Annotated in this window: 21 protein-coding genes; 10 read left to right on the forward strand and 11 right to left on the reverse strand. The window is 72.2% G+C overall.

Annotated features, from left to right (window positions below):
* Positions 1-127: 127 nt before the first annotated feature.
* The 3 genes from ABGB06_RS00640 to ABGB06_RS00650 are packed head-to-tail and all read left to right on the forward strand — an operon-like array spanning position 128 to position 3,174.
* On the forward strand, positions 128-1,147 hold the full coding sequence (locus tag ABGB06_RS00640) for an iron chelate uptake ABC transporter family permease subunit (protein WP_347584559.1): 1,020 nt from the start codon (positions 128-130) through the stop codon (positions 1,145-1,147).
* Between the two features lies 1 nt (position 1,148).
* Positions 1,149-2,225 carry an iron chelate uptake ABC transporter family permease subunit gene (locus tag ABGB06_RS00645; RefSeq protein ID WP_347584560.1) on the forward strand — a complete coding sequence of 359 codons (1,077 nt, stop codon included), beginning with the start codon at positions 1,149-1,151 and terminating at the stop codon, positions 2,223-2,225.
* A gap of 7 nt (positions 2,226-2,232) precedes the next feature.
* Positions 2,233-3,174, forward strand: coding sequence for an ABC transporter ATP-binding protein (locus ABGB06_RS00650; protein WP_347584561.1), 942 nt, complete (start codon positions 2,233-2,235; stop codon positions 3,172-3,174).
* Between the two features lie 62 nt (positions 3,175-3,236).
* Here ABGB06_RS00650 and ABGB06_RS00655 read toward each other — a convergent pair whose 3' ends face one another.
* Positions 3,237-3,464, reverse strand: coding sequence for an MbtH family protein (locus ABGB06_RS00655; RefSeq protein ID WP_347584562.1), 228 nt, complete (start codon positions 3,462-3,464; stop codon positions 3,237-3,239).
* 113 nt (positions 3,465-3,577) lie between these two features.
* Positions 3,578-4,540 (reverse strand): methionyl-tRNA formyltransferase, encoded by a 963-nt coding sequence (locus tag ABGB06_RS00660; RefSeq protein WP_347584564.1) that lies wholly within the window; start codon positions 4,538-4,540, stop codon positions 3,578-3,580.
* A gap of 135 nt (positions 4,541-4,675) precedes the next feature.
* On the opposite strand from ABGB06_RS00660, the gene ABGB06_RS00665 reads away from it, so the two are divergent.
* The 3 genes from ABGB06_RS00665 to ABGB06_RS00675 all read left to right on the forward strand — a co-directional run bounded on the left by ABGB06_RS00665 (position 4,676) and on the right by ABGB06_RS00675 (position 9,146).
* Positions 4,676-6,043, forward strand: a complete 1,368-nt coding sequence (locus ABGB06_RS00665) for a SidA/IucD/PvdA family monooxygenase (protein ID WP_347584565.1) — start codon at positions 4,676-4,678, stop codon at positions 6,041-6,043.
* 117 nt (positions 6,044-6,160) lie between these two features.
* On the forward strand, positions 6,161-7,732 hold the full coding sequence (locus ABGB06_RS00670; RefSeq protein WP_347584566.1) for an amidohydrolase: 1,572 nt from the start codon (positions 6,161-6,163) through the stop codon (positions 7,730-7,732).
* Positions 7,733-7,871: 139 nt separating this feature from the next.
* Entirely contained in the window at positions 7,872-9,146 is a 1,275-nt protein-coding gene (locus tag ABGB06_RS00675; RefSeq protein WP_347584567.1) for a cytochrome P450, read from the forward strand.
* A 33-nt stretch (positions 9,147-9,179) separates the two neighbouring features.
* On the opposite strand, the gene ABGB06_RS00680 is transcribed toward ABGB06_RS00675, so the two are convergent.
* On the reverse strand, positions 9,180-10,277 hold the full coding sequence (locus ABGB06_RS00680; protein WP_347584568.1) for a hypothetical protein: 1,098 nt from the start codon (positions 10,275-10,277) through the stop codon (positions 9,180-9,182).
* Between the two features lie 361 nt (positions 10,278-10,638).
* Here ABGB06_RS00680 and ABGB06_RS00685 point away from each other — a divergent pair, with 361 nt between their 5' ends.
* Positions 10,639-12,081 carry an alpha-amylase family protein gene (locus tag ABGB06_RS00685; protein ID WP_347585391.1) on the forward strand — a complete coding sequence of 481 codons (1,443 nt, stop codon included), beginning with the start codon at positions 10,639-10,641 and terminating at the stop codon, positions 12,079-12,081.
* A 311-nt stretch (positions 12,082-12,392) separates the two neighbouring features.
* Here the strand turns inward: ABGB06_RS00685 and ABGB06_RS00690 are convergent, their stop codons facing one another.
* From ABGB06_RS00690 to ABGB06_RS00700, 3 genes are all read right to left on the reverse strand, one after another.
* Positions 12,393-12,932: a hypothetical protein gene (locus ABGB06_RS00690; protein WP_347584569.1), complete on the reverse strand. Its 540-nt coding sequence runs from the start codon at positions 12,930-12,932 to the stop codon at positions 12,393-12,395.
* Between the two features lie 129 nt (positions 12,933-13,061).
* Positions 13,062-14,873: a twin-arginine translocation signal domain-containing protein gene (locus ABGB06_RS00695; RefSeq protein ID WP_347584571.1), complete on the reverse strand. Its 1,812-nt coding sequence runs from the start codon at positions 14,871-14,873 to the stop codon at positions 13,062-13,064.
* Positions 14,874-15,068: 195 nt separating this feature from the next.
* Entirely contained in the window at positions 15,069-15,221 is a 153-nt protein-coding gene (locus tag ABGB06_RS00700) for a hypothetical protein (protein WP_347584572.1), read from the reverse strand.
* Between the two features lie 205 nt (positions 15,222-15,426).
* Between ABGB06_RS00700 and ABGB06_RS00705 the strand changes: the two genes are divergently transcribed.
* Together ABGB06_RS00705 and ABGB06_RS00710 are read left to right on the forward strand one after the other, a co-directional pair.
* Positions 15,427-15,984 carry a TetR/AcrR family transcriptional regulator gene (locus ABGB06_RS00705; RefSeq protein ID WP_347584573.1) on the forward strand — a complete coding sequence of 186 codons (558 nt, stop codon included), beginning with the start codon at positions 15,427-15,429 and terminating at the stop codon, positions 15,982-15,984.
* A 93-nt stretch (positions 15,985-16,077) separates the two neighbouring features.
* Positions 16,078-17,556, forward strand: coding sequence for an MFS transporter (locus ABGB06_RS00710; RefSeq protein ID WP_347585393.1), 1,479 nt, complete (start codon positions 16,078-16,080; stop codon positions 17,554-17,556).
* Positions 17,557-17,579: 23 nt separating this feature from the next.
* On the opposite strand, the gene ABGB06_RS00715 is transcribed toward ABGB06_RS00710, so the two are convergent.
* On the reverse strand, positions 17,580-18,053 hold the full coding sequence (locus ABGB06_RS00715; RefSeq protein WP_347584574.1) for a rhodanese-like domain-containing protein: 474 nt from the start codon (positions 18,051-18,053) through the stop codon (positions 17,580-17,582).
* A gap of 93 nt (positions 18,054-18,146) precedes the next feature.
* Here ABGB06_RS00715 and ABGB06_RS00720 point away from each other — a divergent pair, with 93 nt between their 5' ends.
* Complete coding sequence (locus tag ABGB06_RS00720; RefSeq protein WP_347584575.1) at positions 18,147-18,611, forward strand: Lrp/AsnC family transcriptional regulator; 465 nt, start codon at positions 18,147-18,149, stop codon at positions 18,609-18,611.
* 375 nt (positions 18,612-18,986) lie between these two features.
* Here the strand turns inward: ABGB06_RS00720 and ABGB06_RS00725 are convergent, their stop codons facing one another.
* From ABGB06_RS00725 to ABGB06_RS00740, 4 genes are all read right to left on the reverse strand, one after another.
* Positions 18,987-19,643: a class I SAM-dependent methyltransferase gene (locus ABGB06_RS00725; protein WP_347584576.1), complete on the reverse strand. Its 657-nt coding sequence runs from the start codon at positions 19,641-19,643 to the stop codon at positions 18,987-18,989.
* A gap of 64 nt (positions 19,644-19,707) precedes the next feature.
* Positions 19,708-20,259, reverse strand: coding sequence for a hypothetical protein (locus ABGB06_RS00730; protein WP_347584577.1), 552 nt, complete (start codon positions 20,257-20,259; stop codon positions 19,708-19,710).
* A gap of 171 nt (positions 20,260-20,430) precedes the next feature.
* Positions 20,431-21,273: a helix-turn-helix transcriptional regulator gene (locus tag ABGB06_RS00735; RefSeq protein WP_347584578.1), complete on the reverse strand. Its 843-nt coding sequence runs from the start codon at positions 21,271-21,273 to the stop codon at positions 20,431-20,433.
* Complete coding sequence (locus tag ABGB06_RS00740) at positions 21,270-22,016, reverse strand: DUF6879 family protein (protein ID WP_347584579.1); 747 nt, start codon at positions 22,014-22,016, stop codon at positions 21,270-21,272. The genes ABGB06_RS00735 and ABGB06_RS00740 overlap by 4 nt, the downstream gene beginning before the upstream one ends.
* Positions 22,017-22,232 lie beyond the last annotated feature (216 nt).

The raw sequence follows: 22,232 nt of genomic DNA on the forward strand, positions 1-22,232 counted from the left end.
AGTTGGTAGCCCGCACTGCTGCGGTAAGGTCAGCCTTACCTGACCCCGTACGGGGCGGGGTCGGCGGCGGCACGAAGGCCCAGCGCGGGCGGGGACGAGGCGGAAGACGGTGAAAGGTCGCGGCGGCGTGGGCACGCGTGCGCGTCCGCTGGTGCTGCTGCCCCTGCTCGGCGGCCCGCTGCTGCTGCTCTGCCTGCTCTCCCTCGCCCTCGGTGCCCAGGACATCCCGCCCGACCAGGTGCTCCGGACGCTGCTGGGCGACGCGCCGAACGAGCGGGTGTCCGACATCGTGTGGGCGGCGCGGCTGCCGCGCACCCTGCTGGCCCTCGCCACCGGCGCGGCGTTGGGGGTGGCCGGCGGCCTGATGCAGGCGCTGACCAGGAATCCGCTGGCCGACCCGGGCATCCTGGGGGTGAGCGCGGGGGCCTCGTTCGCCATCGTGCTGTCCGTCTCGGTCTTCGGCCTGGGCTCGCTCTACGGCTACATCTGGTTCGCCTTCGCCGGCGCCCTGCTGGCCAGCGTCGCGGTGTACCTGCTGGGCGGCGCCGGGCGGTCCGGGCTCACCCCGGTGAAGCTGGCGCTGGCCGGCGTGGCCGTCACCGCGATGCTGTCCTCGCTGACCAGCGCGGTGGTGCTGAACCACCCCGAGGCGCTGAACCGTTACCGCTTCTGGAACGCGGGCTCGCTGGCCGACGACAACGGCGACATGCTGCTCCGGGTGCTGCCCTTCCTGATCGTGGGCGTGGTGCTGGCGCTGGCCTGCGCCCCGGCGTTGAACAGCCTGGCGCTGGGCGAGGACGTGGCCACCGCGCTCGGCCAACGGGTCGCCCGGATCCGGCTCCAGGGCGTCGTCGCCGTGACGTTGCTCACGGGCGCTGCGGTGGCCCTGATCGGCCCTGTGGTCTTCGTCGGCCTGGTGGTCCCGCACCTCGCCCGGATATGCGCCCGGTGGGCCGGGATCGGCCCGGACCACCGCTGGCTGCTGCCGGTCTCGGCGGTGCTGGCCCCCTGCCTGCTGCTGGCCGCGGACATCGCCGGGCGGCTCGTCGCCCGGCCCGTCGAGATCCAGGCCGGCGTCCTGGTGGCGTTCCTCGGCGGCCCGTTCTTCATCGCGCTGGTCCGGCGGCAGCGTCTGGCGGAGGTCTGACGTGGCCGTTCTGGACTCCCCGCCGCGCGGACCCGGCTCGGCGCGCCGCACCTTCCGGCTCGCCGTCCCGCCGGTCTCCGGCTATCTCAGGCCGCGGGAGCTGCTGGTGTGCGCGGCGCTGGGCGTCGCCGTGCTGCTCGCCTTCTGCGGGTCGCTCGCCGTCGGCGACGTCACCATCCCGTTCGACGAGGTGCTGCGCGCCCTGGTCGGCTCGGGCGACGCCGGAACGCTGCTGGTGGTGCAGGAGTTCCGGATGCCCAGGGCGCTGGCCGGGCTGCTGGTCGGCGTCGCGTTCGGGGTGGCCGGCGCCGTGTTCCAGACCATGACGCGCAACCCGCTGGCCAGCCCCGACATGATCGGCATCACCCAGGCCGCCGGCACCGCGGTGGTCGCCGGCATGGTGCTCGGCTGGGACGCCGGCCTCGGCACCCAGGCGCTCGGCCTGTTCGGCGCCGTGGCCGCCGCCCTGGTGATCTACGCGCTGTCCTGGCGCCGCGGCACCACGGGCTACCGGATCGTCCTGGTCGGCATCGGCGTCTCCTGGATCTGCACCAGCGCCACCGACTACCTCATCGCCCGGGCCCGCTCGTTCGAGGCGCAGTCCGCCCTGGGCTGGCTGGTGGGCAACCTCAACGGCCGCACCTGGGACCAGATCGCACCGCTCGCCTGGGCGACGGCGGTGCTGGTGCCCGCGGCCCTGCTGCTGAGCCGCTGGACCCGGTCGCTGCAACTCGGCGACGACGTCGCCCTCTCCCTCGGCACGCCGGTGCAGAAGGTGCGGCTCGCGCTGCTGCTCACCGGCGTCGGGCTGGTGGCGTTCGGCACCGGGGCCGCCGGGCCGGTCGCGTTCGTCGCCCTGGCGGCGCCGCAGATCGCGCAACGGCTGGTGGGCTCGGCCTGGCCGCCGCTGGTCGCCTCTGGCCTGTCCGGGGCGCTGGTGGTGCTGCTCGCCGACCTGGCGACCCGGCTCGGGCTCGCCGGCACGGAGCTGCCGGTCGGCGTCGTCACCGGCGTGCTCGGCGCGCCGTTTCTGCTCTGGCTGTTGATCCGCACCAACCGCGCGGGCTCGGGAGGCTGATCGTCCGATGACAGGTCGCACGCGGAAGACGGGTCCTCCGCTGCCAGGGGGGCACCTCCCAGGCCCCCGGGGCCTGGGGGAGGGCCACGACCGGCCGGCGGACCCCGCGCCCCCGACCCCCGACGACGCGACGACCCCGCGCCCCGAACTGCGGGCCGACCAGCTGCGGCTGGCGTACGGGGAGCGCCTGGTGGTCGACCGGCTCGACCTGGTCGTGCCGCCGGGCCGGATCACCGCCATCGTCGGCGCCAACGCCTGCGGCAAGTCCACCCTGCTGCGGGCCCTCGCCCGGCTGCTCACGCCGCGGGACGGGGCGGTGGTGCTGGACGGTCAGGCGCTGCGCTCGTTGCCCACCCGGGAGCTGGCCAGGCGCCTCGGCATCCTGCCGCAGAGCCCGGTGGCGCCCGAGGGCCTCACCGTCATCGACCTCGTCAGCCGGGGCCGTTCCCCGCACCAGACCTGGTGGCGCCAGTGGTCGCGGGCCGACGAGCGGGCGGTGCACGGCGCGCTGGCCGCCACCGGCATGGCGGAGCTGGCCGACCGCGCGGTGGACGAGCTCTCCGGCGGCCAGCGGCAACGCGCCTGGCTCGCCATGGCGGTGGCCCAGGGCACGCCGGTGATGCTGCTGGACGAGCCGACCACCTACCTCGACCTGGCCCACCAGATCGACGTGCTCGACCTGATCACCGACCTCAACCGGCAGGACGGGCGCACCATCGTCATGGTGCTGCACGACCTGAACCAGGCGTGCCGGTACGCGGACCACCTGGTCGCCATGAAGTCGGGACGCGTCGTCGCCGAGGGGCCGCCGGAGCGGGTCATCACCGAGGACGTCGTCGCGGACGTGTTCGACCTCCGCTGCCGGATCGACGCCGACCCGATCAGCGGCACCCCCCTGGTCATCCCCGTCGGCCGCCACCACGCCCCGGCCGCCGAGGCCCGCACCTGACGTGGCGGCGGGCCCCGGCGGCGCTCCGCTTGCGGCGTGCTGACCGGCGGGTCCCGGCGGCCTCAGGAGGTGGCGGGCTCCGCGCGCTCGGCATGGCCGGTCAGGCTGTTCGGTCGCATGTCCGTCCAGTTCCTCTCGACGTACCTGAGGCACGCGTCGCGCGTGTCCTTGCCGTACGCGACCTTCCAGCCCTCCGGCACGCCTGCGAAGGCCGGCCACAGGGAGTGCCGGCCCTCGTCGTTGACGAGCACCAGATAGGCTGTGCTCGCGCCCTCGAAGGGGTTGGCCATGCCGCCTCTCTCCGTTCGTTCTCCTGGTCCCGGATCGATCGGGTAAGGCTCACCTTACTGGCGCTCGGGCGTGAGGTTTCACCGAAAATCCGTCCGAAGCGGTGTCGGATTCGTCACCCCTGGGCCGGGTCCGGATGGCGGGTCAGATAGCCGCCCATGGAGCGGAAGAACTCGGTGGCCGCCCACTCCCGGCCGTCGTCCGTGCGTAGCCGCCGCAGCACCAGCCCCGGACCCCGGCCGCGCCGCGCCTCGGGGCCGGCCACGATCACCACGCCGTCGCCCTCCGGGATGAACACCCGGCCCGGCGTCCCGCCGTAGTGGGCGCGGGACACCGCGGCCTCCAGCACCCGGATCCGCTGACCGCGGTAGTGCGTGAAGGCGTTGGGGTACGGGTCGCTCTGCGCGCGGACCAGTCGCTCCAGGTCCTCGGCCGGCCAGGTCCAGTCGATCCGGCTGTCCTCCAGCGACCGCTTGTGGAAGAAGCTCGCCCGCGACCGGTCCTGCGGCGTCCAGCCGGTCTTGCCCGCGGCGATCAGCTCCAGCGACTCGGTGACGAGGGGCGCGATGAGGTCCACGGTGCGGTGGAACAGGTCGGTCGCCGTGTCCGTCGGCCCGACCGGCACGGCGCGCTGCAGCACGATGTCGCCCGCGTCCAGTTCGGCGTTCATCAGATGCGCCGTGACGCCGACCTCCGGCTCCCCGTTGATCAGCGCCCAGATCAGCGGCGAGAAGCCGGCGTAGGCGGGCAGCAGCGAGTCGTGCACGTTCAGCGTGCCGTGCGGCGGCAGGTCGAAGATCTCCGGCGGCAACCAGGTGCGCCAGTTGTTGGCCACGATGATCTCGGGGTCGGCGTCCCGCAGCGTCGCGCGCAGCTCCGGATCGTCAGGGCGGTTGCGCAGCAGCACGGGAACGCCGTGCTCGCGCGCCAGATCCGCCACCGAGTCGTTCCAGATCCGCTCGTACGCGTGCGCGCTGGGCGGATGGGTCACCGCCAGGGTCACCTCGTGCCCCGCGTCCAGCAGCGCGCGCAGGGTGCGGTGGCCCCAGGTCTGGTAACCGAACAAGGCGACCCGCATCGGGCGACTCCTCGGGGTTGGGTGGTGGGTGCCCCGCGCCGTAGCAACGCGGTCACCGCAGGATTGCAAGGTAAGGCTAACCTTACCTAGCATGTGACGCTAGGAGGCGATGCTGCGGTGAATCAGGGGAACACGGTGAATCAGGGGAACGACCGGCGCCACGAGACGGCTGACATCCACGACCTGCTGGGAGTTGGCTTCGGTCCTTCCAACCTGGCCCTCGCCATCGCGATCCAGGAGCACAACGGCCGGGCCCCGGCCGCGGAGCGGATATCCGCCCGGTTCCTGGAGCGCCAGCCGACGTTCGGCTGGCACCGGGGCATGCTCATCGACGACGCCACCATGCAGGTGTCGTTCCTGAAGGACCTGGTGACGATGCGCGATCCGGCCAGCGACTTCAGCTTCCTGTGCTTCCTCAAACAGCGCGGCCGGCTGGTCGACTTCCTCAACCAGAAGACGCTCTTCCCGCTGCGCATCGAGTTCCACGACTACTTCACCTGGGCCGCCGAACGCGTCGCCGACCAGGTCGTCTACGGCAGCCAGGTGGTCGGCGTGGAGCCGGTGCTGGCGGCGGACGGCCGGGTGCGGTGGTTCGACGTCACGAGCCGGGACGGCGGCCCGGACGGCGCGCTGACGGTGCGCCGGGCCCGCAACATCTGCCTGGCCACCGGCCTGCAACCGCGGCTGCCGGTCGGCCTGGAGCCCTCGGACCGCATCTGGCACAGCCACCAGCTGCTGCACCGGATGGACGCGCTCGCCGACCACCCGCCGCGCCGGGCCGTGGTGTTGGGCGCCGGGCAGAGCGCCGCCGAGATCGTCGCCTACCTGCACGGCGCGTTCCCGGAGGCCGAGGTCTGCGCGGTGTTCGGCAAGTACGGGTACACGCCGGCCGACGACAGCCCGTTCGCCAACCGGGTCTTCGACCCCGAGGGCGTGGACGTCTACTTCCAGGCGCCCGCCGAGGTGAAGCGCTCGCTGATGGACTACCACCGGTCGACCAACTACTCGGCGGTGGACATCGACCTGATCGAGGACCTGTACCGCAGGCAGTACCAGGAGAAGGTGCGCGGCTCCGAACGGCTGCGGATGCTCAACGTCTCCCGCCTCCGCGAGGCCCGCGAGACGCCCGAGGGACTGGACGTCGAGGTGGAGTACCTGCCCACCGGCGAACGCCAGCGGCTACGCGCCGACCTGCTGGTCTGCGCCACCGGATACACGTCGCAGGACCCGGCGGCGCTGCTCGGCGAGACGGCCAAGCTGTGCCTGCGCGACGAGGAGGACGCGTTCCGGGTGGCCCGGGACCACCGGGTGCTCGTGGCGGACCACGTGGCCGCCGGGATCTACCTCCAGGGCAGCACCGAGCACACCCACGGCATCACCGCCACCCTGCTCTCCCACACCGCCGTCCGCGCCGGCGAGATCCTGGACTCGCTGCGCACCCACGGCGCCGGCGGCGACCCGACCCCGAACGCCGCCCTGGCCCTCGCCGCCGACGGCGGCTGACCGCCCCGTCCGTCCGGCCCTCGTCCGGCCCTCGTCCGGCTCCCGTCCGGCCCGCCCTGCCCTCGTCCCGTCCGGTTTCCCGCTCGCCTCCGCCACCTCGCCGGGAAGGCATCCGCCATGCTCGACCTGAAGCTGGTCAACGGCACCATCCTCACCATGGATCCGGTGCGCCCGGTGGCCGGCCGGATCGGGGTGTGGCGGGGCCGCGTCGTCGGGCTCGACGAGGACGTCGACCGGCTGCCGGCCGGCGAGGTGACCGACCTGGGCGGCGCCACGGTGCTGCCCGGGTTCGTGGACGCCCACGTGCACCTCGCCTGGGCCGGGCTCAAGCGGCGCACGCCCAGCGTCGCGCCCTGCGCCGATCCGGCCGAGGTGCTCGCCCGGATCGCCGAGGCCGCCGCCCGGCGGCGCCCGGGCGACTGGGTGGACGTCGCCGGCTACGACCAGCGCGCCCTCGGCCGGCACCTGACGGCCGCCGAACTCGACGCGACGGCCCCGGGACGCCGGATCCTGCTGCTGCACGACTCAGGCCACTCCTGTGTGGTCAGCACCCCGGTGCTCGACCTGCTGCCCCGCGGCATCGCCCACGCCGACGGGGTGCTCAACGAGCAGGGCGCCGCCGCGGCCCGCGCCCTGCGCATGCCCTACCCGCTCGCCGACCTGGCCGACGCCGTCGAGGAGGCCGCCCTCGACTGCCGCGCGCAGGGCGTCACCGCCTGCGCCGAGGCGGGCGTCGGCGGCGGCCTGATCGCGCACAGCGCCGTCGAGCTCGCCGCCTACCAACGGCTGCGCGACGCCGGCCGGCTGCCGCTCCGGGTGCGCCTGATGGTCGCCGCCGACGCGCTGCACCCGGTCGCCGCGCACCCCGACGACGACCTGCCGGCCGGGCTCGATCTGGGCCTGCGCGGCGGCTTCGGCGACGACCTGCTGGCCCTCGGCGCGTTGAAGGTCTTCACGGACGGCGGCATGATGCCGCGCACCGCCGCGCTGACCCGCCCGTACGAGGGGCTCGACCACGCGGGACAGCTGTACGCGGACCCCGACGCGTTGACGCGGCGGATCGTGACCGGCCACCGGGCCGGCTGGCAGCTCGCCATCCACGCCATCGGCGACCGCGCCGTGGACCTCGCGCTGGACGCGCTGGACGCCGCCCAACGCGCCCACCCCCGCACCGGCACCCGGCACCGGATCGAGCACGCCGGGCTGGTGCGCCCCGACCAGCTCGCCCGGCTCGCGGCGACCGGCGCGGCGGCCGTCGTGCAGCCCGGCTTCCTGTGGCACTTCGGCGACGACTACGCCGCGCTGATGGGGGAGGAGCGCGCGCCCTGGCTCTACCGGGGCCGGGCGTTCCTGGATCACGGGGTGCCGCTGGTGGCCAGCTCGGACCGCCCGGTCACCGAGGGCGCCCCGCTGCGCGGGATCCAGACGATGGTGGAACGCCGCTCCGCCGGCGGCCGGAGCGTCGGCCCCGACGAGGCCGTCACGGTCGAGGAGGCGCTGCGCGCGTACACGGTCGACGCGGCGCGCGCCTGCCACTGGGAGCACGCCCTGGGCAGCCTGACCCCGGGGCGCCTCGCCGACCTGGTGGTGCTGGCGGACGACCCCCGCCGGGTCGATCCCGCCACCATCGCGGACATCGAGATCCTCGCCAGCTACCTCGGCGGCGAGCCCGCGCCGCCCCCTCACTGACCCCTGCCGACCCCTGGAAACCCACCCGCCCCGCCTCTGGCCAGGGCCTCTTCCGCCGGGTCCCGGGACGGCGCATGTTGGTGGCATCCCACTCGCCGCGGCGGCCTCGCAGCGCCGCCGCCCCACCAGGGAGGCCCACATGACCAGCGCCAGCGAGACCTTCGCCCCCGAGGTACCCGACCCCGCCGAGCCGGTCGAGCTCGACAGCGGCGGCGGCGGCCGGCTCTACGCGCAGACCGAAACGCTCCGCGCCACCGCGCCCGCCGTCCGGGTCCGCCTGCCCGAGGACCTCCTGGCGTGGTCCGTGACCCGCGGCGACGTGGTGCGCCGGCTGCTCACCCACCCGCACGTCCGCAAGGACGCCCGCCGGAACTGGCCGGGATACGAACCCGGCGCCATCAGCTGGCTCTACCCGTGGGTCGACTCGCAGTCGATGTTCACCTCCGACGCCGCCGACCACGCCCGGCTCAGGAACCTCATAGGCCGGGCCTTCGCGCCGCGCCGCATCGAGGCCCTCCGGCCCGCCGTCCGCACCATCGTGACCGACCTGCTGGACGCCCTTGCCGCCCGCGCCACCGGCGCCGGCGCCCCGCCCGTGGACCTGCGCGCCGACTACGCCTACGCGATCCCCACCCGGGTGATCTGCGACCTCTTCGGCGTCCCCGAGGAGCAACGCCCCGCCATGCTCGCCGCCATGGACCTGGTGCTGACCACGGACCCGGCGGCGGTCAACGCGGGCGAGGTCAGCGCCGAGGTGATCGCCCACATGCGGGTCCTGGTCGAGACCAGGCGCGACGACCCCGGCGACGACATGACGAGCCTGCTGCTGGCCGCCCACGAGGCGGACGGCGACCGGCTCACCGAACACGAGCTGATCTCCACGCTGTTCCTGATGGTGGGCGCCGGAAGCCAGACCACCGCCGCCCTCCTCGACCACGCCGTCCGGGAACTGCTCACCCACCGGGACCAGCTCGTGGCCGTGCTGGCCGAGCCGGCCCGCTGGGACGACGTGGTCGAGGAGGCGTTACGCCTGCACCCGCCGATCGTGCACATGCCGCTGCGCTTCGCCACGGGGGACATCGACCTCGGCGAGGGCGTCACCATCCGCTCCGGGGAGGCCATCATCGTCGGCTTCGGCGCGCACGGCCGCGACCCCGCGGTGCACGACGACCCGGCCGCGTTCGACATCGACCGCGCGGACAAGGCGCATCTCGCCTTCGGGCACGGCATCCACTACTGCCTCGGCGCCTCGCTCGCCCGCCTGGAGGCCCAGATCGCGCTGCCCGCGCTCTTCGACCGCTTCCCCGACCTCGCCCTCGCCGTACCCCCGTCCGAACTGCGCCACCAGTCCTCCTTCATCGGCAACGACGTCCTCGCCCTCCCCGTCCACCTGGGCTCGCCCGCCGCTCCCTAGCCGACCCGGCGGGGCGTCAGCGGCCCGGAACCGTCACGGGGTCGGGGCGCCGACGCGGGCGAAGGGGACGGTGAAGGCGTCGTGGTCCTCCTTCTCGTGCGAGGTGGAGGCGTCGGGCCCGTACGGCTCCAGCGCGTGGTCCAGCACGGTCGGGTCGTGGGGGAGCGACTCGATCGCGGACTGGCCGAAGGTGGCGAGCACCATGACGCCGAGGCCCCGGTCCTGGAGCGTCTGCCGGGTCAGGCCGAGCGCCTGGAGCGGGATGCCGATCTCGTAGACGGTGTCGTGCGCCGGGTCGTGGCCGGCGTCGAGCAGGTCGGCGTAGCGGTCGGCGTCCGCCAGGTCCGCGGGCCGGTAGCCCGCGTTGCCGGTGTCCGGGATGCCCCACACCTCGTCGACCGTCAGCTCGTCGCCGTACGCGTAGGCGATTCCGGCCTCGTCGAACGTGGTGTGGTGCGCCGGGTCGTGGTCGAACGCGCCCTCGTCGTTGAGCGAGAAGAGCGCGGGTGTGCCGCGGCCCGGCACGGTGGAGAAGTTGGCGAGGTGGTCCACCTCCGCGTTGGGGAACGCGTCGCGCAGGCCCCACACCCCGTCGGGTCCCGCGCCCACCACCCCGTCGGAGCCGGCCGCCGGGTCGGCGTCCAGCGCGATCGAGACGGGCAGGTCCACGGCGTACGGCTTGCCGTTGCCGGTCTGCGGATAGTCCTGCGCGGGATCGGCGACGTCGGTGACGTTGGTGTACTGCCACATCAGGTACAGCGTCGCGTCGTCCCAGGCGGCCGACAGCGCGTACAGGTCGTGCACCGGGCCCTCGTGGCTGCCGCGGAAGATGCGCGCGTCGTCGTTGGCGACGCCCTGTGCCACGACCAGGCCAGGCGACCAGTCGCCGGCCGAACCGTCCACGGTGATGGGCGCGGCGGCGCCGAACCGGCCGCCCGGGTTGGTGGCGTAGCGCGGGCTACCGGTGTCGGGCCCGGCGGCGGTGGCGGCGGTGGTGGCGGTTGCGGCGTGCCCGGCGGGTGGCGGCAGCGCGCCGCCGACGGCGCAGACCGCCACGAGCGCGGCCGCGAGCCGGCCGAACCTGCGGGTGTGGGGGGAGGCGTGGGGGCGTTGGCGTGGTGTGTGGGGCACGGTGCTCGGTCCTCTCCGGCGTCTGGGCCGGCCGAGAGGAACACGCGAGGAGTGGCCGCGCCAACCCGGCTCCCGGTGTGCTCTCCTGCCGAAAAATCTTGCAAATGACGGTGCATCAACGTGCAAGTAATTTCAGGCTAGCGATCCGCTGCGGACCCGTAAAGCCGTCGAACGCGCCCTCTTTACAGGTTCACGGCGCGGCACTAGCGTCCAGCAGGCTTTCTGCAACTCCTTGCAGATCTCCGGCCGCTGGCGCGTGTGGCCCCCGACGAGCACGCACGACCACGCACGAAGGAGCGGTAATGCACCCGTACTTCCCCCACGAGTACGCCACCCACGAGCAGGAGAGGGCGTGACCGCCATGCACCGTCTCGTCCTGCGCGCCGGCGCGCCGCTGGCCGCCGGCGTCGCGCTCGCCACGGCCGTCGCCCTGGCCCTCGCGTCCGCCGCGCCCGAAACCGGGCCCCGGCCCGCGGCCACCGAACCGGCCGCGCTCGCCGACGGCGACGTCATCGCCAACCTCTGGTCCTGGAACTGGCGGTCCGTGGCCGCCGAGTGCACCGATGTCCTCGGCCCGGCCGGCTACGGCGCCGTCTGGGTGGCCCCGCCCGCCGAGTCGCTGGCCCACCCCGACGGCTACTGGTGGGACATCTACCAGACCTACAGCTACACGCTGAACGGCCGCTTCGGCACCGAGGCCGACTTCGCCGCCATGACCCGGGCCTGCGCCGACGCCGGCGTGGACGTCTACACCGACGCGGTGATCAACCACACCGCCGCCGTCACCGGCACCGGCTACGCCGGCACCCAGGTCGGCGACAAGTACGCGCCGCCGATGTACACCCGCGCCGACTACAACGTGGACGTCTGCGACCGCACCATCAGCAACTGGAACGACCGCTGGGAGGTGCAGAACTGCGAACTGCTCGGCCTGCCCGACCTGAAGACCGGCAGCCCCGAGGTCCGCGCCGAGATCGCCGGCTACCTCAACGCGCAGATCGCGCTCGGCGTCTCCGGGTTCCGGGTGGACGCCGCCAAGCACATCCCGGCCGAGGACCTGGCGGCGATCGTCGGGCTGCTCGACCCGACGGCCGACGGCTCCGACCCGTTCGTCTTCCACGAGGTCTTCCCCGGCGCGGTGCCCACGCCCGACGAGTACTTCGGCAGCGGCCGGGTGCTGGACTTCGCCGTGGGCGACCAGCTCAAGGCCGCGTTCCAGGGCGACATCGCGCGGCTGGCCGACTTCGGCACCGGCGGCGGCACCCTGCCGGCCGGCAACTCCGTCTCGTTCGTCACCAACCACGACACCGAACGGGACGGCCGGCACCTCACCTACCGGGACGGCGACACGGCCGTGCTGGCCAACGTCTTCCAACTCGGCTGGGACGGCGCGCCGCCCACGGTGTACGCCGGCTTCGAGTTCCAGGGCCGGGACGACTCGCCGCCGGCCGACGCCGACGGCCTCGTCACCGACACCGACTGCGCCGCCGGCTGGTACTGCCTGGACCGCGACCCGCGGATCACCGGCATGGTCGGCTGGCGCAACGCCGTGGGCGACGCGGACGTCCACGACTTCCAGTCCCCGCAGGCCAACGTCATCGGCTTCAGCCGCGGCGACGTCGGCTTCCTCGCCGTCAACAACACGACGAACGAGGTCACCACCGGGTTCACCACCTCGCTCCCGGACGGCGACTACTGCAACGCGCTGGACGACTGCGCCACGACCGTGACCGTCTCGGGTGGGGAGGCCACCCTCACCCTTCCCGCCAGGTCCGCGGTCGCCCTGCACATGTCCGCGAACTGACGGTCTCCGCCCCGGCCGCCGGAAGGCCCCATCCCCGTCCCCCCCGATGGGGACCCTTCCGGCGGCGCGTCCTGCCGCGGTCCGCCCACCCGCATGCCGCCGTCGCGATCCCCGGCCAGCCACCCCCGAGGCTGGCCCGCCACCGCACATCCCACGGATCCCGCATCGTGCACACCCCCATCACGACGACACCCTCACCCTCCCCTGATCCGATAAGCGTCGAATGAACGACTCCTATACGAGTCCGGTCCGAGGCCCGTGCGAGGCCCGTGCGAGGCCCGTGCGAGTCTCCGGGGCTGACGGGGATCCGGTCAGGACGCGCCCGGGGAGATCGCCGGGGCGTCGCTGGTGAGGCGGGTGTGCATGCGTTTCAGCAGGCGGCGTTGGTGGGTGCTGTACCAGGTGATCCAGCCGAGGAAGCCGGCCGACAGGGCGCCGAAGCCGACGATCTCGCGGACGTCGCCCGTCGCCAGGGTCGCGGCGACGAGGCTGGCGAACAGCGCGTAGAGGAGGACCAGCGCCATGCGGTGGTGCCGGGTGGTGCGCAGCCGCTGGGCCACCAGGTTGCGCAGGGCCCGCCGTTCGGCCGGGTCGTCCGGCACCCGTTCGCGCTTCAGCGCGTGGTCGAGCGTCGCGTAGTGCCGCGCGGAGCCGCCCGCGGCGCGCCGCTCCCGGCGCCGGAACACCAGCACGATGCCGGTCACGGCGATCGCGCTCCCGGCGACGCGGTAGAGCGTCTCCGCCGAGGCCGTGTCCGGCGAGATGATCAGGATCAGGGTCCAGGCGACGAGCACCATGAGCGCGATCTGCGCCCACATGTGCTGGGTGAGCCAGCTGGTGAGCCTGCCCATGACTGGTCTACTCCCTTTCGGTGAACGGTCGTTGACGTTCACCGAGTACCTCGCCCATCCCGGTCCATGCGCCCGTCCGGCCCGCCGGTGGCGGTACGGGCCGGACGGGGGACCTCGTGGGGCGGGTGGCTACGGGTGGGAGACGACGTACGCCTCGGTGCTGCCGGGGCCGGCCGGGCCGCCCGTGTCGTTGATGACATGGGCGATGGTGCCGGTGCCGCCGCCGAGCGACACGGCCACCATGTGCTCGAACGCGACGCCCGGCGCGTTCGGCACCTCGATGGCGCGTTCGCTGACCACGCCCGGGTTGGCGTTGAAGAAGCAGTAGACGCCGAGCCCGAACGCCTGGTGGTCGGTGACCGCGTCGTTCAGCTTGTACGAGGCGAAGCCGCGGGTGCCGCCGTTCATCCAGGACTCCTGGTTCGGCGGGTCGTAGGGCATCTCGCTCTGGAAGAAGTACGTGCGCCCGCGCTCGCCGTTCCAGAAGACCTGGTAGTCCTGGTAGTGCTCGACGAACAGGCCGTAGAACGTCACGTCGTCGCCGTTGACGATCAGGCCGTAGAGCGCCGGGTTGACGGTCCAGCCGATGCCCGTGCCGTGGTCGCCGCGCCACAGCCAGGTGTGGTCGCCGATGACGTGGTGGCTGTTGACGGCGAGGCTGACGTCCGCGTTGCCCGCGTGCATCCCGCCGATCCGGAAGAAGACGTCGTGCAACGAGGTCGGGTTCGCCGAGTGGTCCGCGCTCGCGCCCTCGGGGCCGACGATCATCATGACCCCGGAGTTCCGCTCGTTGGCGTCCACCAGGATGCCCGCGATCTTGACGCCGTCCACGTCGGCCACGGTCAGCGCGGGCTGGCCGGCGGGCGGCACCAGCGTGGCCAGGCCGAGGCCGAGCACCACCGTGTCCGCGCCGGTGACCTCGACGGTGGCGTCCAGGCGGTAGATGCCGGGGGTGAGCAGCAGGTGGCCGCCGCCGGCGAGCGCCGCGTTGATCTCGCCGACCGGGGTGTCGGGCGTGGCGATCAGGAAGTCGCCGATCGGGATCGACTCGCCCTGCGGGGTGCCGCCCTGCCAGGTGGTGCCCGCGGTGTTGGTGCGCAGCGCCGGCACGAAGACGTGGTACGCGCCGGCGTCGTCCACGTGGAGGAACGGCTTCTCGCGGATCCGCGGCGCCTGGCCGACGACCGTGTACGCCGGCTGCGGGAACTGCCCCGACGGCGCGCCGTGCACCCCGACGAACACCATGTTCCAGTTCTCGCCGGTCCAACTGCCGAACTCGCAGTTGCGGGACAGCCACTGCTGCTGGCTGCCGGAGTTGACCTGGCCCTCGATCCGGCAGTCGGCCATGAAGCCGCCGCTCGACCAGCCGCCGTCGTCCAGCACCAGATCGCCGTTGATGTGCATCCGGCGGTACGGCGCGGCCTGCGAGACGGCCCAACGATCGAAGCCCGTGGACGGGTTGACGCTGAGGTTCTCGGCGCAGCGCCAGAAGTTGTGGGTGGCGTTGCCGTCGAACCAGTCGGCCTCGACGTGCACCGAGCCCTCGATCAGCACGTCGTCGGGGGAGAGGCCGAGGCCGGCGATCTGCGTGTAGTAACCGATGTTGGCGTGCACCGGGTAGGTCCCGGGCGTGAAGAGGACGGCGTGCCGGCCCGGGCCGAACTGGTCCGTCTCCATCTCGCCGAAGATGCCGTCGAGGGTGGACTGGATCTCGGCGACCGGGGTGTCGGGCCCGAAGACGTGCACGTTGGGGCCCAGGTCGGGCGCGGCCGCGGGGCGGGGCGCGGCGCTGGTGGGGGTGGGTTCGGCGGCGGCGTTCGCGGGGCTCGTGCCGGTCGTGATCCCGGCGCCGCCGATGCCGGCGGCCACCGCGAGGCCGCCGAGCACGCCGCGCCTGCTCGGTCCTTGCCGGGGTGTGGACGCGTCTGACGGGTCGTCCATGACGGTGACTCCTGCTCGTGGGGGGACGCCTGAGGCTGCTTCGAGACTTTTCTCAAGGCGTGATCCCAGCGAACGACGACGCATTGGTCAAGACCACCCACGCGTTTCCGGAACCCGCACGGCCCGCGGGCGTCACCGGGCCCGGCCGGCGCCGTCGCTCGTGCGTGGGCCGGTGCGGCCGGTGCGGCCGGGGAGCTAGGCCGCGGGTTCCCCGTGCGCCGGGCAGGCGTGGTCCTGCTGTTCGGGCTCGCTGAGCGGCAGCCCGCAGTCCCCGCACGGCACGCGGTGCGGGATCGGGTTGCGGATGTGATCCGGCGTCCCGGGCGGCCAGTCGATCGGCTCAGGCATGTGGGTTCGCCTCCCCACTCACCCGGGCCCCATGCGTCCCCTTCGCGAACGCCCGCGGCGCACGGCCGACCCGGGGTTATAGAACGATTGCGTTTCTCCCGGCCGTTCGGGTACGTTAAGTACGGTACGGTTTCGTACTCAAGAGAGGCTCGACATGCCGACCGCGCCGTCCGATCCCCCTGCCTCGCCGGTCCGCCGTCCGCGGATGACTCCCGAGCGGGAGCTGGAGTTGCTGACCACCGCGCTGGAGGTGCTGCGCGAGGTCGGCTACGAGGCGCTGACCATGGACGCCGTGGCGGCACGCGGGCACTGCAGCAAGGCGACCCTGTACCGCCAGTGGCAGAACAAGCAGCGGCTCGTGGCCGCCGCGCTGCACGCCACCCGTCCCGTGGACGCCAGCGTCATCGACACGGGCACGCTGCGCGGCGACCTGGTGCTCTTCGTCAGCTCGTTCGGGGCGCAGGCGGCGAAGGACACCCCGATCGTGGCCGGTCTCGCCCACGCGTCACTCGTCGACGACGACCTGGCCCAGGTGCTCAGGGAGTCGCTGATCGGACCCGAGCACGGGTATCTGACGGCCCTCGTCCAGCGGGCCGTCGACCGCGGCGAGCTGGCCGCTCTCCCGGCCGCGACACCCTTCGTGCCGCAGGTGCTCGTTGCCGCGCTGATCTCCCGTCCCCTGCTCGAGGGCGACTTCGCCGACGTCGACTATCTGGTCCGGCTTGTCGACAGCGTCGTGCTGCCGGCATTGCTGCACAGCTGACCCACCCACTCCGACCCACCCACTCCGACCCACCCACCCGATCCGGAGGAACGCCGAGCCATGTCCCGTATCTCCGCCGACCCCCCCGTCGGCATGACCACCGAAGCGCCGGCCGCGGCCCCGGCCGCGCCGGCGCCGCACCGCTGGTGGATCCTGGCCGTCATCGGCATCGCCCAGCTGATGGTGGTCCTGGACGCCACCATCGTGAACATCGCCCTGCCCTCGGCCCAGCAGGACCTGGGCTTCTCCGACGGCGACCGGCAGTGGGTGGTCACCGCCTACGCGCTCGCCTTCGGCAGCCTGCTGCTGCTCGGCGGCCGGATCGCCGACCTGTTCGGCCGCAGGATCACCTTCCTGGTCGGGCTCGTCGGCTTCGCCGGCGCCTCCGCCCTGGGCGGGGCGGCCGGCTCCTTCGAGGTGCTGATCGCCGCCCGGGCGCTGCAGGGCGTCTTCGGCGCGCTGCTGGCCCCGGCCGCGCTGTCCCTGCTGACCACCACCTTCACCGACGCGAAGGAGCGCGCCAGGGCGTTCGGCGTCTACGGCGCCATCGCCGGCGCCGGCGGCGCCATCGGCCTGCTACTCGGCGGGGTGCTCACCGAGTACCTGGACTGGCGCTGGACGATGTACGTCAACCTGCTCTTCGCCGTCGTCGCCTTCGTCGGTGGTGCGATGCTGCTCCAGCGCACCGCCCGCGACCGCACCGCCACCCTCGACATCCCCGGCACCGTGCTGGTGTCCACCGGACTGTTCGCCATCGTCTACGGGTTCTCCAACGCCGAGTCCCACGACTGGAGCGACGTGGCCACCTGGGGCTGCCTGGCCGCCGGCGGCGTGCTGGTCGCCGCCTTCGCCTGGTGGCAGGCCAGGGCCGCGCATCCGCTGCTGCCGCTGCGCGTACTGCTGGACCGGAACCGCGGCGCATCCTTCCTCTCGGTGCTCATCAGCGGCGTCGGCATGTTCGGCGTGTTCCTCTTCCTCACCTACTACCTGCAGGCGTCGCTGGCCTACACGCCCATCGAGACGGGGCTGGCCTTCCTGCCCATGGTCGCCGCGCTGATGATCACCGCCACGCTGTCCACCAGCGTGCTGGTCGCGCGCTTCGGTCCCCGGCCGGTGGTCTCGCTGGGCATGGGCGTCTCCGCGGCGGGCCTGGTGTGGCTGACCGGCCTCGACCTCGCCAGCGACTACGCGGCCCACGTCATGCCGGTGCTGGTCGTCACCGGGCTTGGCATGGGACTCGTCATCGCCCCGGCCATGAGCCTGGCCGTCGCGGGCGTCGCCGCCGAGGACGCCGGGGTCGCCTCCGCCGCGGTCAACACCATGCAGCAGATCGGCGGTTCCATCGGCACCGCGCTCCTCAACACCCTGGCCGCCAGCGCCGCCACCGACTACCTGGCGGACAAGGACCCGCGCGACCCGGCCGTCCTGGCCCAGGCCGCGCTGGAGAGCTACGCCACCGCCTACTGGTGGTCCGCCGGGTTCTTCGCCGCCGGACTGGTCGTGGCCGTCGTGCTCTACCGCCGCGGCCGGGTGGCGGAGGACCCCGCCGGCGCGCCGGTCGTCCACATGTGACGCCGGGCCCGGCGCGGCCGGGGTCAGCAGGCGCAGGTGAGGGAGGCGATCGGGGCGGTCAACGGGTCCGCCTCGCGCCGTTCGACGCCGGCCGGGGTCGCGAGCGGGAAGCCCTCGCGGATCCAGTACTCGATGCCGCCGATCATCTCCTTCACCGGGTAGCCGAGTCGGGCGAGGGCGAGCGCCGCGCGGGTGGCGCCGTCGCAGCCGGGTCCCCAGCAGTAGGTGACGACCGGCACCTCCGGGTCGAGCAGGCCCGCCGCTCGGGACGGGATGTCGGCGGTGGGCAGGTGCACGGCGCCGGGCACGTGCCCCTGCCGCCAGCCGGCGCTCCCGCGCGAGTCGACCAGGACGAAGCCGGGGTCGCCGGAGTCGAGCGAGGCGCGGACGTCGGAGACGTCCGCCTGGAAGGCGAGGCGGGCGGCGAAGAAGGCGGCGGCCTCGGCGGGAGCCGCGGGCGGCACGCGCAGCGCGGGGCTGGTGACGGTGTCGGTCATGGACAGGACGCTACGGACCGTCCGCCCGCGCCGGAACCGACGATCACCGGGCTCTCGCGGCGCTGGCCGGGGAAACCGTGGTATTCCTCCCTCATGGCCGATGATTCCCTCGACGAGGTCGACATGCGCATCCTGGAAGCCCTGCAACGGGACGGGCGGGCCAGCTACGCGGAGTTGGCCAGGACCGTGTCCATGTCGGCCAGCGCCGTCACCGAACGGGTGCGGCGCCTGGAGGAGAGCGGCGTGATCCGCGGTTACGCGGCCGTGGTGGACCCGGAACGCCTGGGACTCGGCATCCTGGCCCTCGTCCGCCTCCGCTATCCGACGGGCAACTACAAGCCGTTCCACGACCTGGTCGAGAGCACCCCCGAGATCGTGGAGGCCCACCACGTCACCGGCGAGGACTGCTTCGTGCTCAAGGTCCTCGCCCGCTCCATGCGCCACCTGGAAACGACGACGGGCCGCATCGCCGGCCTCGGCTCCGTCACGACCAGCATCGTCTACTCCAGCCCACTCCGCGACCGCCCCATCACGACCCCGGCGGTGCGGCCTCGCTGACCGGTACCCCGGCCGGACAGTCGTGCCCCTCCCGCTCGGCCGCACTGAGCATCAGCGCGCAGCGTTCCCGGTGCGGGATCGGCTCGCGGCTGTGATCCGGCGTCCCCCGGGGCTCAGCGCGGCGCGCTCCGCCAGACCTTCCTGCGTCAGGCCCACGCCGGTGCGCAACTCGCGCAGGCGATCGCCGGAAGCCGCCGCGACGCGCATGGCAACGCCCGTCCCACGTGGGCCATTTCGTTCACCTCCAGCATAGGGCGACCACGCCGCAGTCTGTCTGGGCCCGGCAGCAGTGGGGTCGCCGTGAAGTTTTCGACCTGCGCCAACGACTCGGTGAGCCGCTGGTGCACCGTGCATGGTCGTTTCTCGCGCCTTACGTCACCTGTAGGCAGTCACCAGCAGCGTGTCCACGTCTCCGGAAGGCGGCGCGGAAATGATCTCTCCTCGGCAGGAGGAGAACGAGTAACTCGCGAGAAGGTCAGCCCACATGTCCGTTGTGTAGGCCCAGCGACGGAGCGGTGCCGGTTTCCCACCATCCTTTGGGTAGACGTACGAACCCTGGCAGCCATAGCAGCCCTCAATGGGCGGATGCTGCGAGAACGCGAGGACCCCGCCGGGACGGAGACTCTTGAAGATCAGGGGCCGGATGATCGCGGGGTCGGTGAACCAGACAGCTCCGAACACGGAACAGATCGCGTCGAACTCCCCATCGAAGGCGGTCAGGTACTCCGATGCCTCACGGCAGACCAGGCTCAGCCGAGGCGTTGCCCCGAACCGCTCGCGTGCTCGACTGATCTGGATCGAGGAGACGTCCAGTCCGACTGCCGACGCCCCCAGAAACGCAAGATGGGCGACGTTCCGTCCTGTTCCGCAGCCGAGATCAAGCGCTGATCGCGGACTGCCGAGAAGCTCTGCGCCAGGCCCGTGGTCGGGGTACTGCGTCCAGTTGAACCAGGTCGTTTCCCCCGCCGCGTTCCGCTCGCGCTCTGGCTTGCTCCTGTTGTCCTCGGCGTATACGTCCCAGGCTTCGTTCATGTCTCCTCCACAGGAGGCGGGCCGGTACCTGCGGGAGACGCCGGCCCGCGTGCGTGTGCCGGGACTACTTACCCGGCTCCGACGGACTGTCCGTGCATCCGGCGTAGCACTGGGTGCAGTCGGCGAGGTCGGCGCCGAGGGCACCGGGAGAGACGTAACTGTCCGGCGTGACCTCCGGGACGCGGTACTGCTCGCCAGCAACCGGCCACAGTTCCTCGTCCGCGACGAACCCGCTGCGCTCGATGGCTCCCAGCGTTCGTTCCCGTGCCGCCGCCACGTCGGCGCGGCTCATCGCCGTCCGGTCGGCTGGGGTTGTCGGTTCGTGGTGGATGAACCGGCCCGCGACGCGGTAACAGAAGTCGGAGTAGTCACGGGTGTGGAGGAGGAAGGTGTGCCAGCCGATGTCCACGATCCCGCTCGGCGAGATCGGCTGCTGGGTGCGGGCGCTGGCGGCCAGGAACGCGATGGCCTGGTCGGTGATCCGCTCCGCCAGGACATGACTGAATGTGGGGTGATCCTTGGTGATTCGGTTGACGAGCTTGGCGAACACCGATTCGGAGATCATCTCGCGCCCGCACTGGCGCTGGGCCATTGGGGCAACGGTCGTGCCGGACATCTGGTTTCCCTTCAGATGTGATTCCCTGCTCAGCCCTGTGAAGCCGAGCCCCGAAGGACGGGCCCTGGTCAGAGAGCCCTATCCCGGCTTCATGGATACAAGATGCGGATGGACCGTGCCTGCCTATTGCGCGGTTTTGCGGCCAAGCGGGTGCCGCACATCGGTATTTGCTCAGGATCGGCTCAGGCTCCGCGCGGTGCGAGCGATCAACTGCTGTGCTTGGCTGCCGTGGACCGACGAACCGGCAAGCCAGTCCCATGCCCTCTGATAGAGAGCGATGTTGTGGGTATCATCCAGCCACAGCTCTGCATTGATTGTCTCCACGATGACCAGCCTCTCGTCATAGATCCAGAAGCCGTGCGCCGGTGTCAGGCGAAGCGGTGCCGACAGTGGGATGATGCCTAGGTCAACGGTGTCGAGACCGATGATCCCCGCGAGTCGGTCCAGTTGTGCCGCGAGCACGTCATCAGGGCAGAACCTGACATGCAGAGCGCCTTCCCAGATCAGAAAGCGAAACTTCCGGCCCGGCTCGTACAAAGCCGACTGCTGCTTGATGCGGCTTCTTGCCGCCTCATCGGTGTCGACGGGCGATTGCCGGAAATCTGACAGGCGCAGGAACATATGCCGGGCATAGTCGGGCGTCTGAAAGAGCCCTGGGATGCAGTCGGTTTCAAGTCCGCGAACCTGCCTGGTGCGGGAGAGTTCGGTCGCACCGATCTCCTGGCGGGCCCGGTGGCCTCCGGAGAGCTGACGCCGCCAGGATCGGTACTGGGACTCCAGGCCGTTCAGCCGCCCCCTGAGCTCGGCGATGGCGTCCGGCCGCTGAACGGCCGCGACCCACGCTTCGAGATCATCCAGCGAGGGGGTCTGTTTGCCGTTCTCGATACGGGAGATCTTCGACGGCTGCCACCCTAGACGCGCCGCCAGTTCCTTCCCGTTCAGGCGGGCCTCGGTGCGCAGCTCGCGCAGCCGCGCACCGAGAGCAACGCGGGCCGTCTGGAAGTCAGTGCTCACCCACGGGAACGTACCTGTTCCTGGAACCGCGTTGTAGGCACGGCGTGATGCCAGGCGAGGTCTCGGACCTGGCAGGCCCCGAGGACTTCCGTGGGGTCCTCGATGAGCCGCACGCCGAGGCAGGTGCCCTCGTCGTCAAAGTCGAACTTCATGATGACACGTGAGTCGAACAGCCAGAAATCATAGTCCGGAAGCCTCAGCCGCCGCGCGTCCGCCCGGTACAGGTTCCGGATGTCCTCGCCTGCCTCGACGTTGCCGAGACCACTGGCCAGGAGGAACAACTGGCCCTGCGTCGGCGGGTCATCCACGATGCGGACGCGCTCGAACCGCTTCCCCTCGTTGGTCTGCCTGCGGATGTTGGCGTCCCATGGGGAGGTGGGATCGAAGCACCCGACGTAATCGCCCCGGAGGAAGCGCTGCCACTCCGGGATCTCCTGGTCTGAGGCGTAGCCACGCTGCGTCTCCAAGCGCCATGCGGTGTGCTCGAACTCGGAGAAGAGATGGGACGCCTCCTCGAACGGGATGAGGTCAGGCACATGAGCCTCCCTGGGTGCGAATCGGACAAGCAGCTCGCGGGGCAGGACGACGAACCCCTCCGACTCCTTCACGTCCCGGAGTTGGGCGAGGTGGTCAGGGTCAGCCAGGCGTTCCCCCTGCGCGACGATCTCCCCGGTCTCCTCGATCTCATACAGGCTGGGGCAGCCGCCGTCCTTGCTGGGCGTGCCGAGTAACCTGAGTCCCATACGTGCGGTCCTCTCGTGGGGTTGCGTCACCCAAGCCTGCCAAGGCGGGCACGGACAGCGATCAGGATTGCGTCGAACTGCGCATAGGCCGCGGAAGGCCGAGATTGCGCGCAACGCCCCGCCACCCGCCGCGTGGGTCGGGGAGGGAAGCCGTGGCCTGGCAGCTGTGATCAACGGTGCTCACGTGATCCTCCACAGCCGCGACGCGGAGGCGGA

The organism is Streptomyces sp. B6B3, from assembly GCF_039871525.1.
Taxonomy (GTDB): Bacteria; Actinomycetota; Actinomycetes; order Streptomycetales; family Streptomycetaceae; genus Streptomyces.

Excerpts from the sequence above, each read along its gene's own strand:
- ABGB06_RS00650 (WP_347584561.1), top strand. The coding sequence starts at position 2,233 with ATGACAGGTCGCACGCGGAAGACGGGTCCTCCGCTGCCAGGGGGGCAC.
- ABGB06_RS00655 (WP_347584562.1), bottom strand. The coding sequence starts at position 3,464 with ATGGCCAACCCCTTCGAGGGCGCGAGCACAGCCTATCTGGTGCTCGTC.
- ABGB06_RS00660 (WP_347584564.1), bottom strand. The coding sequence starts at position 4,540 with ATGCGGGTCGCCTTGTTCGGTTACCAGACCTGGGGCCACCGCACCCTG.
- ABGB06_RS00670 (WP_347584566.1), top strand. The coding sequence starts at position 6,161 with ATGCTCGACCTGAAGCTGGTCAACGGCACCATCCTCACCATGGATCCG.
- ABGB06_RS00675 (WP_347584567.1), top strand. The coding sequence starts at position 7,872 with ATGACCAGCGCCAGCGAGACCTTCGCCCCCGAGGTACCCGACCCCGCC.
- ABGB06_RS00685 (WP_347585391.1), top strand. The coding sequence starts at position 10,639 with ATGCACCGTCTCGTCCTGCGCGCCGGCGCGCCGCTGGCCGCCGGCGTC.
- ABGB06_RS00690 (WP_347584569.1), bottom strand. The coding sequence starts at position 12,932 with ATGGGCAGGCTCACCAGCTGGCTCACCCAGCACATGTGGGCGCAGATC.
- ABGB06_RS00695 (WP_347584571.1), bottom strand. The coding sequence starts at position 14,873 with ATGGACGACCCGTCAGACGCGTCCACACCCCGGCAAGGACCGAGCAGG.
- ABGB06_RS00700 (WP_347584572.1), bottom strand. The coding sequence starts at position 15,221 with ATGCCTGAGCCGATCGACTGGCCGCCCGGGACGCCGGATCACATCCGC.
- ABGB06_RS00705 (WP_347584573.1), top strand. The coding sequence starts at position 15,427 with ATGACTCCCGAGCGGGAGCTGGAGTTGCTGACCACCGCGCTGGAGGTG.
- ABGB06_RS00710 (WP_347585393.1), top strand. The coding sequence starts at position 16,078 with ATGACCACCGAAGCGCCGGCCGCGGCCCCGGCCGCGCCGGCGCCGCAC.
- ABGB06_RS00715 (WP_347584574.1), bottom strand. The coding sequence starts at position 18,053 with ATGACCGACACCGTCACCAGCCCCGCGCTGCGCGTGCCGCCCGCGGCT.
- ABGB06_RS00720 (WP_347584575.1), top strand. The coding sequence starts at position 18,147 with ATGGCCGATGATTCCCTCGACGAGGTCGACATGCGCATCCTGGAAGCC.
- ABGB06_RS00725 (WP_347584576.1), bottom strand. The coding sequence starts at position 19,643 with ATGAACGAAGCCTGGGACGTATACGCCGAGGACAACAGGAGCAAGCCA.
- ABGB06_RS00730 (WP_347584577.1), bottom strand. The coding sequence starts at position 20,259 with ATGTCCGGCACGACCGTTGCCCCAATGGCCCAGCGCCAGTGCGGGCGC.
- ABGB06_RS00740 (WP_347584579.1), bottom strand. The coding sequence starts at position 22,016 with ATGGGACTCAGGTTACTCGGCACGCCCAGCAAGGACGGCGGCTGCCCC.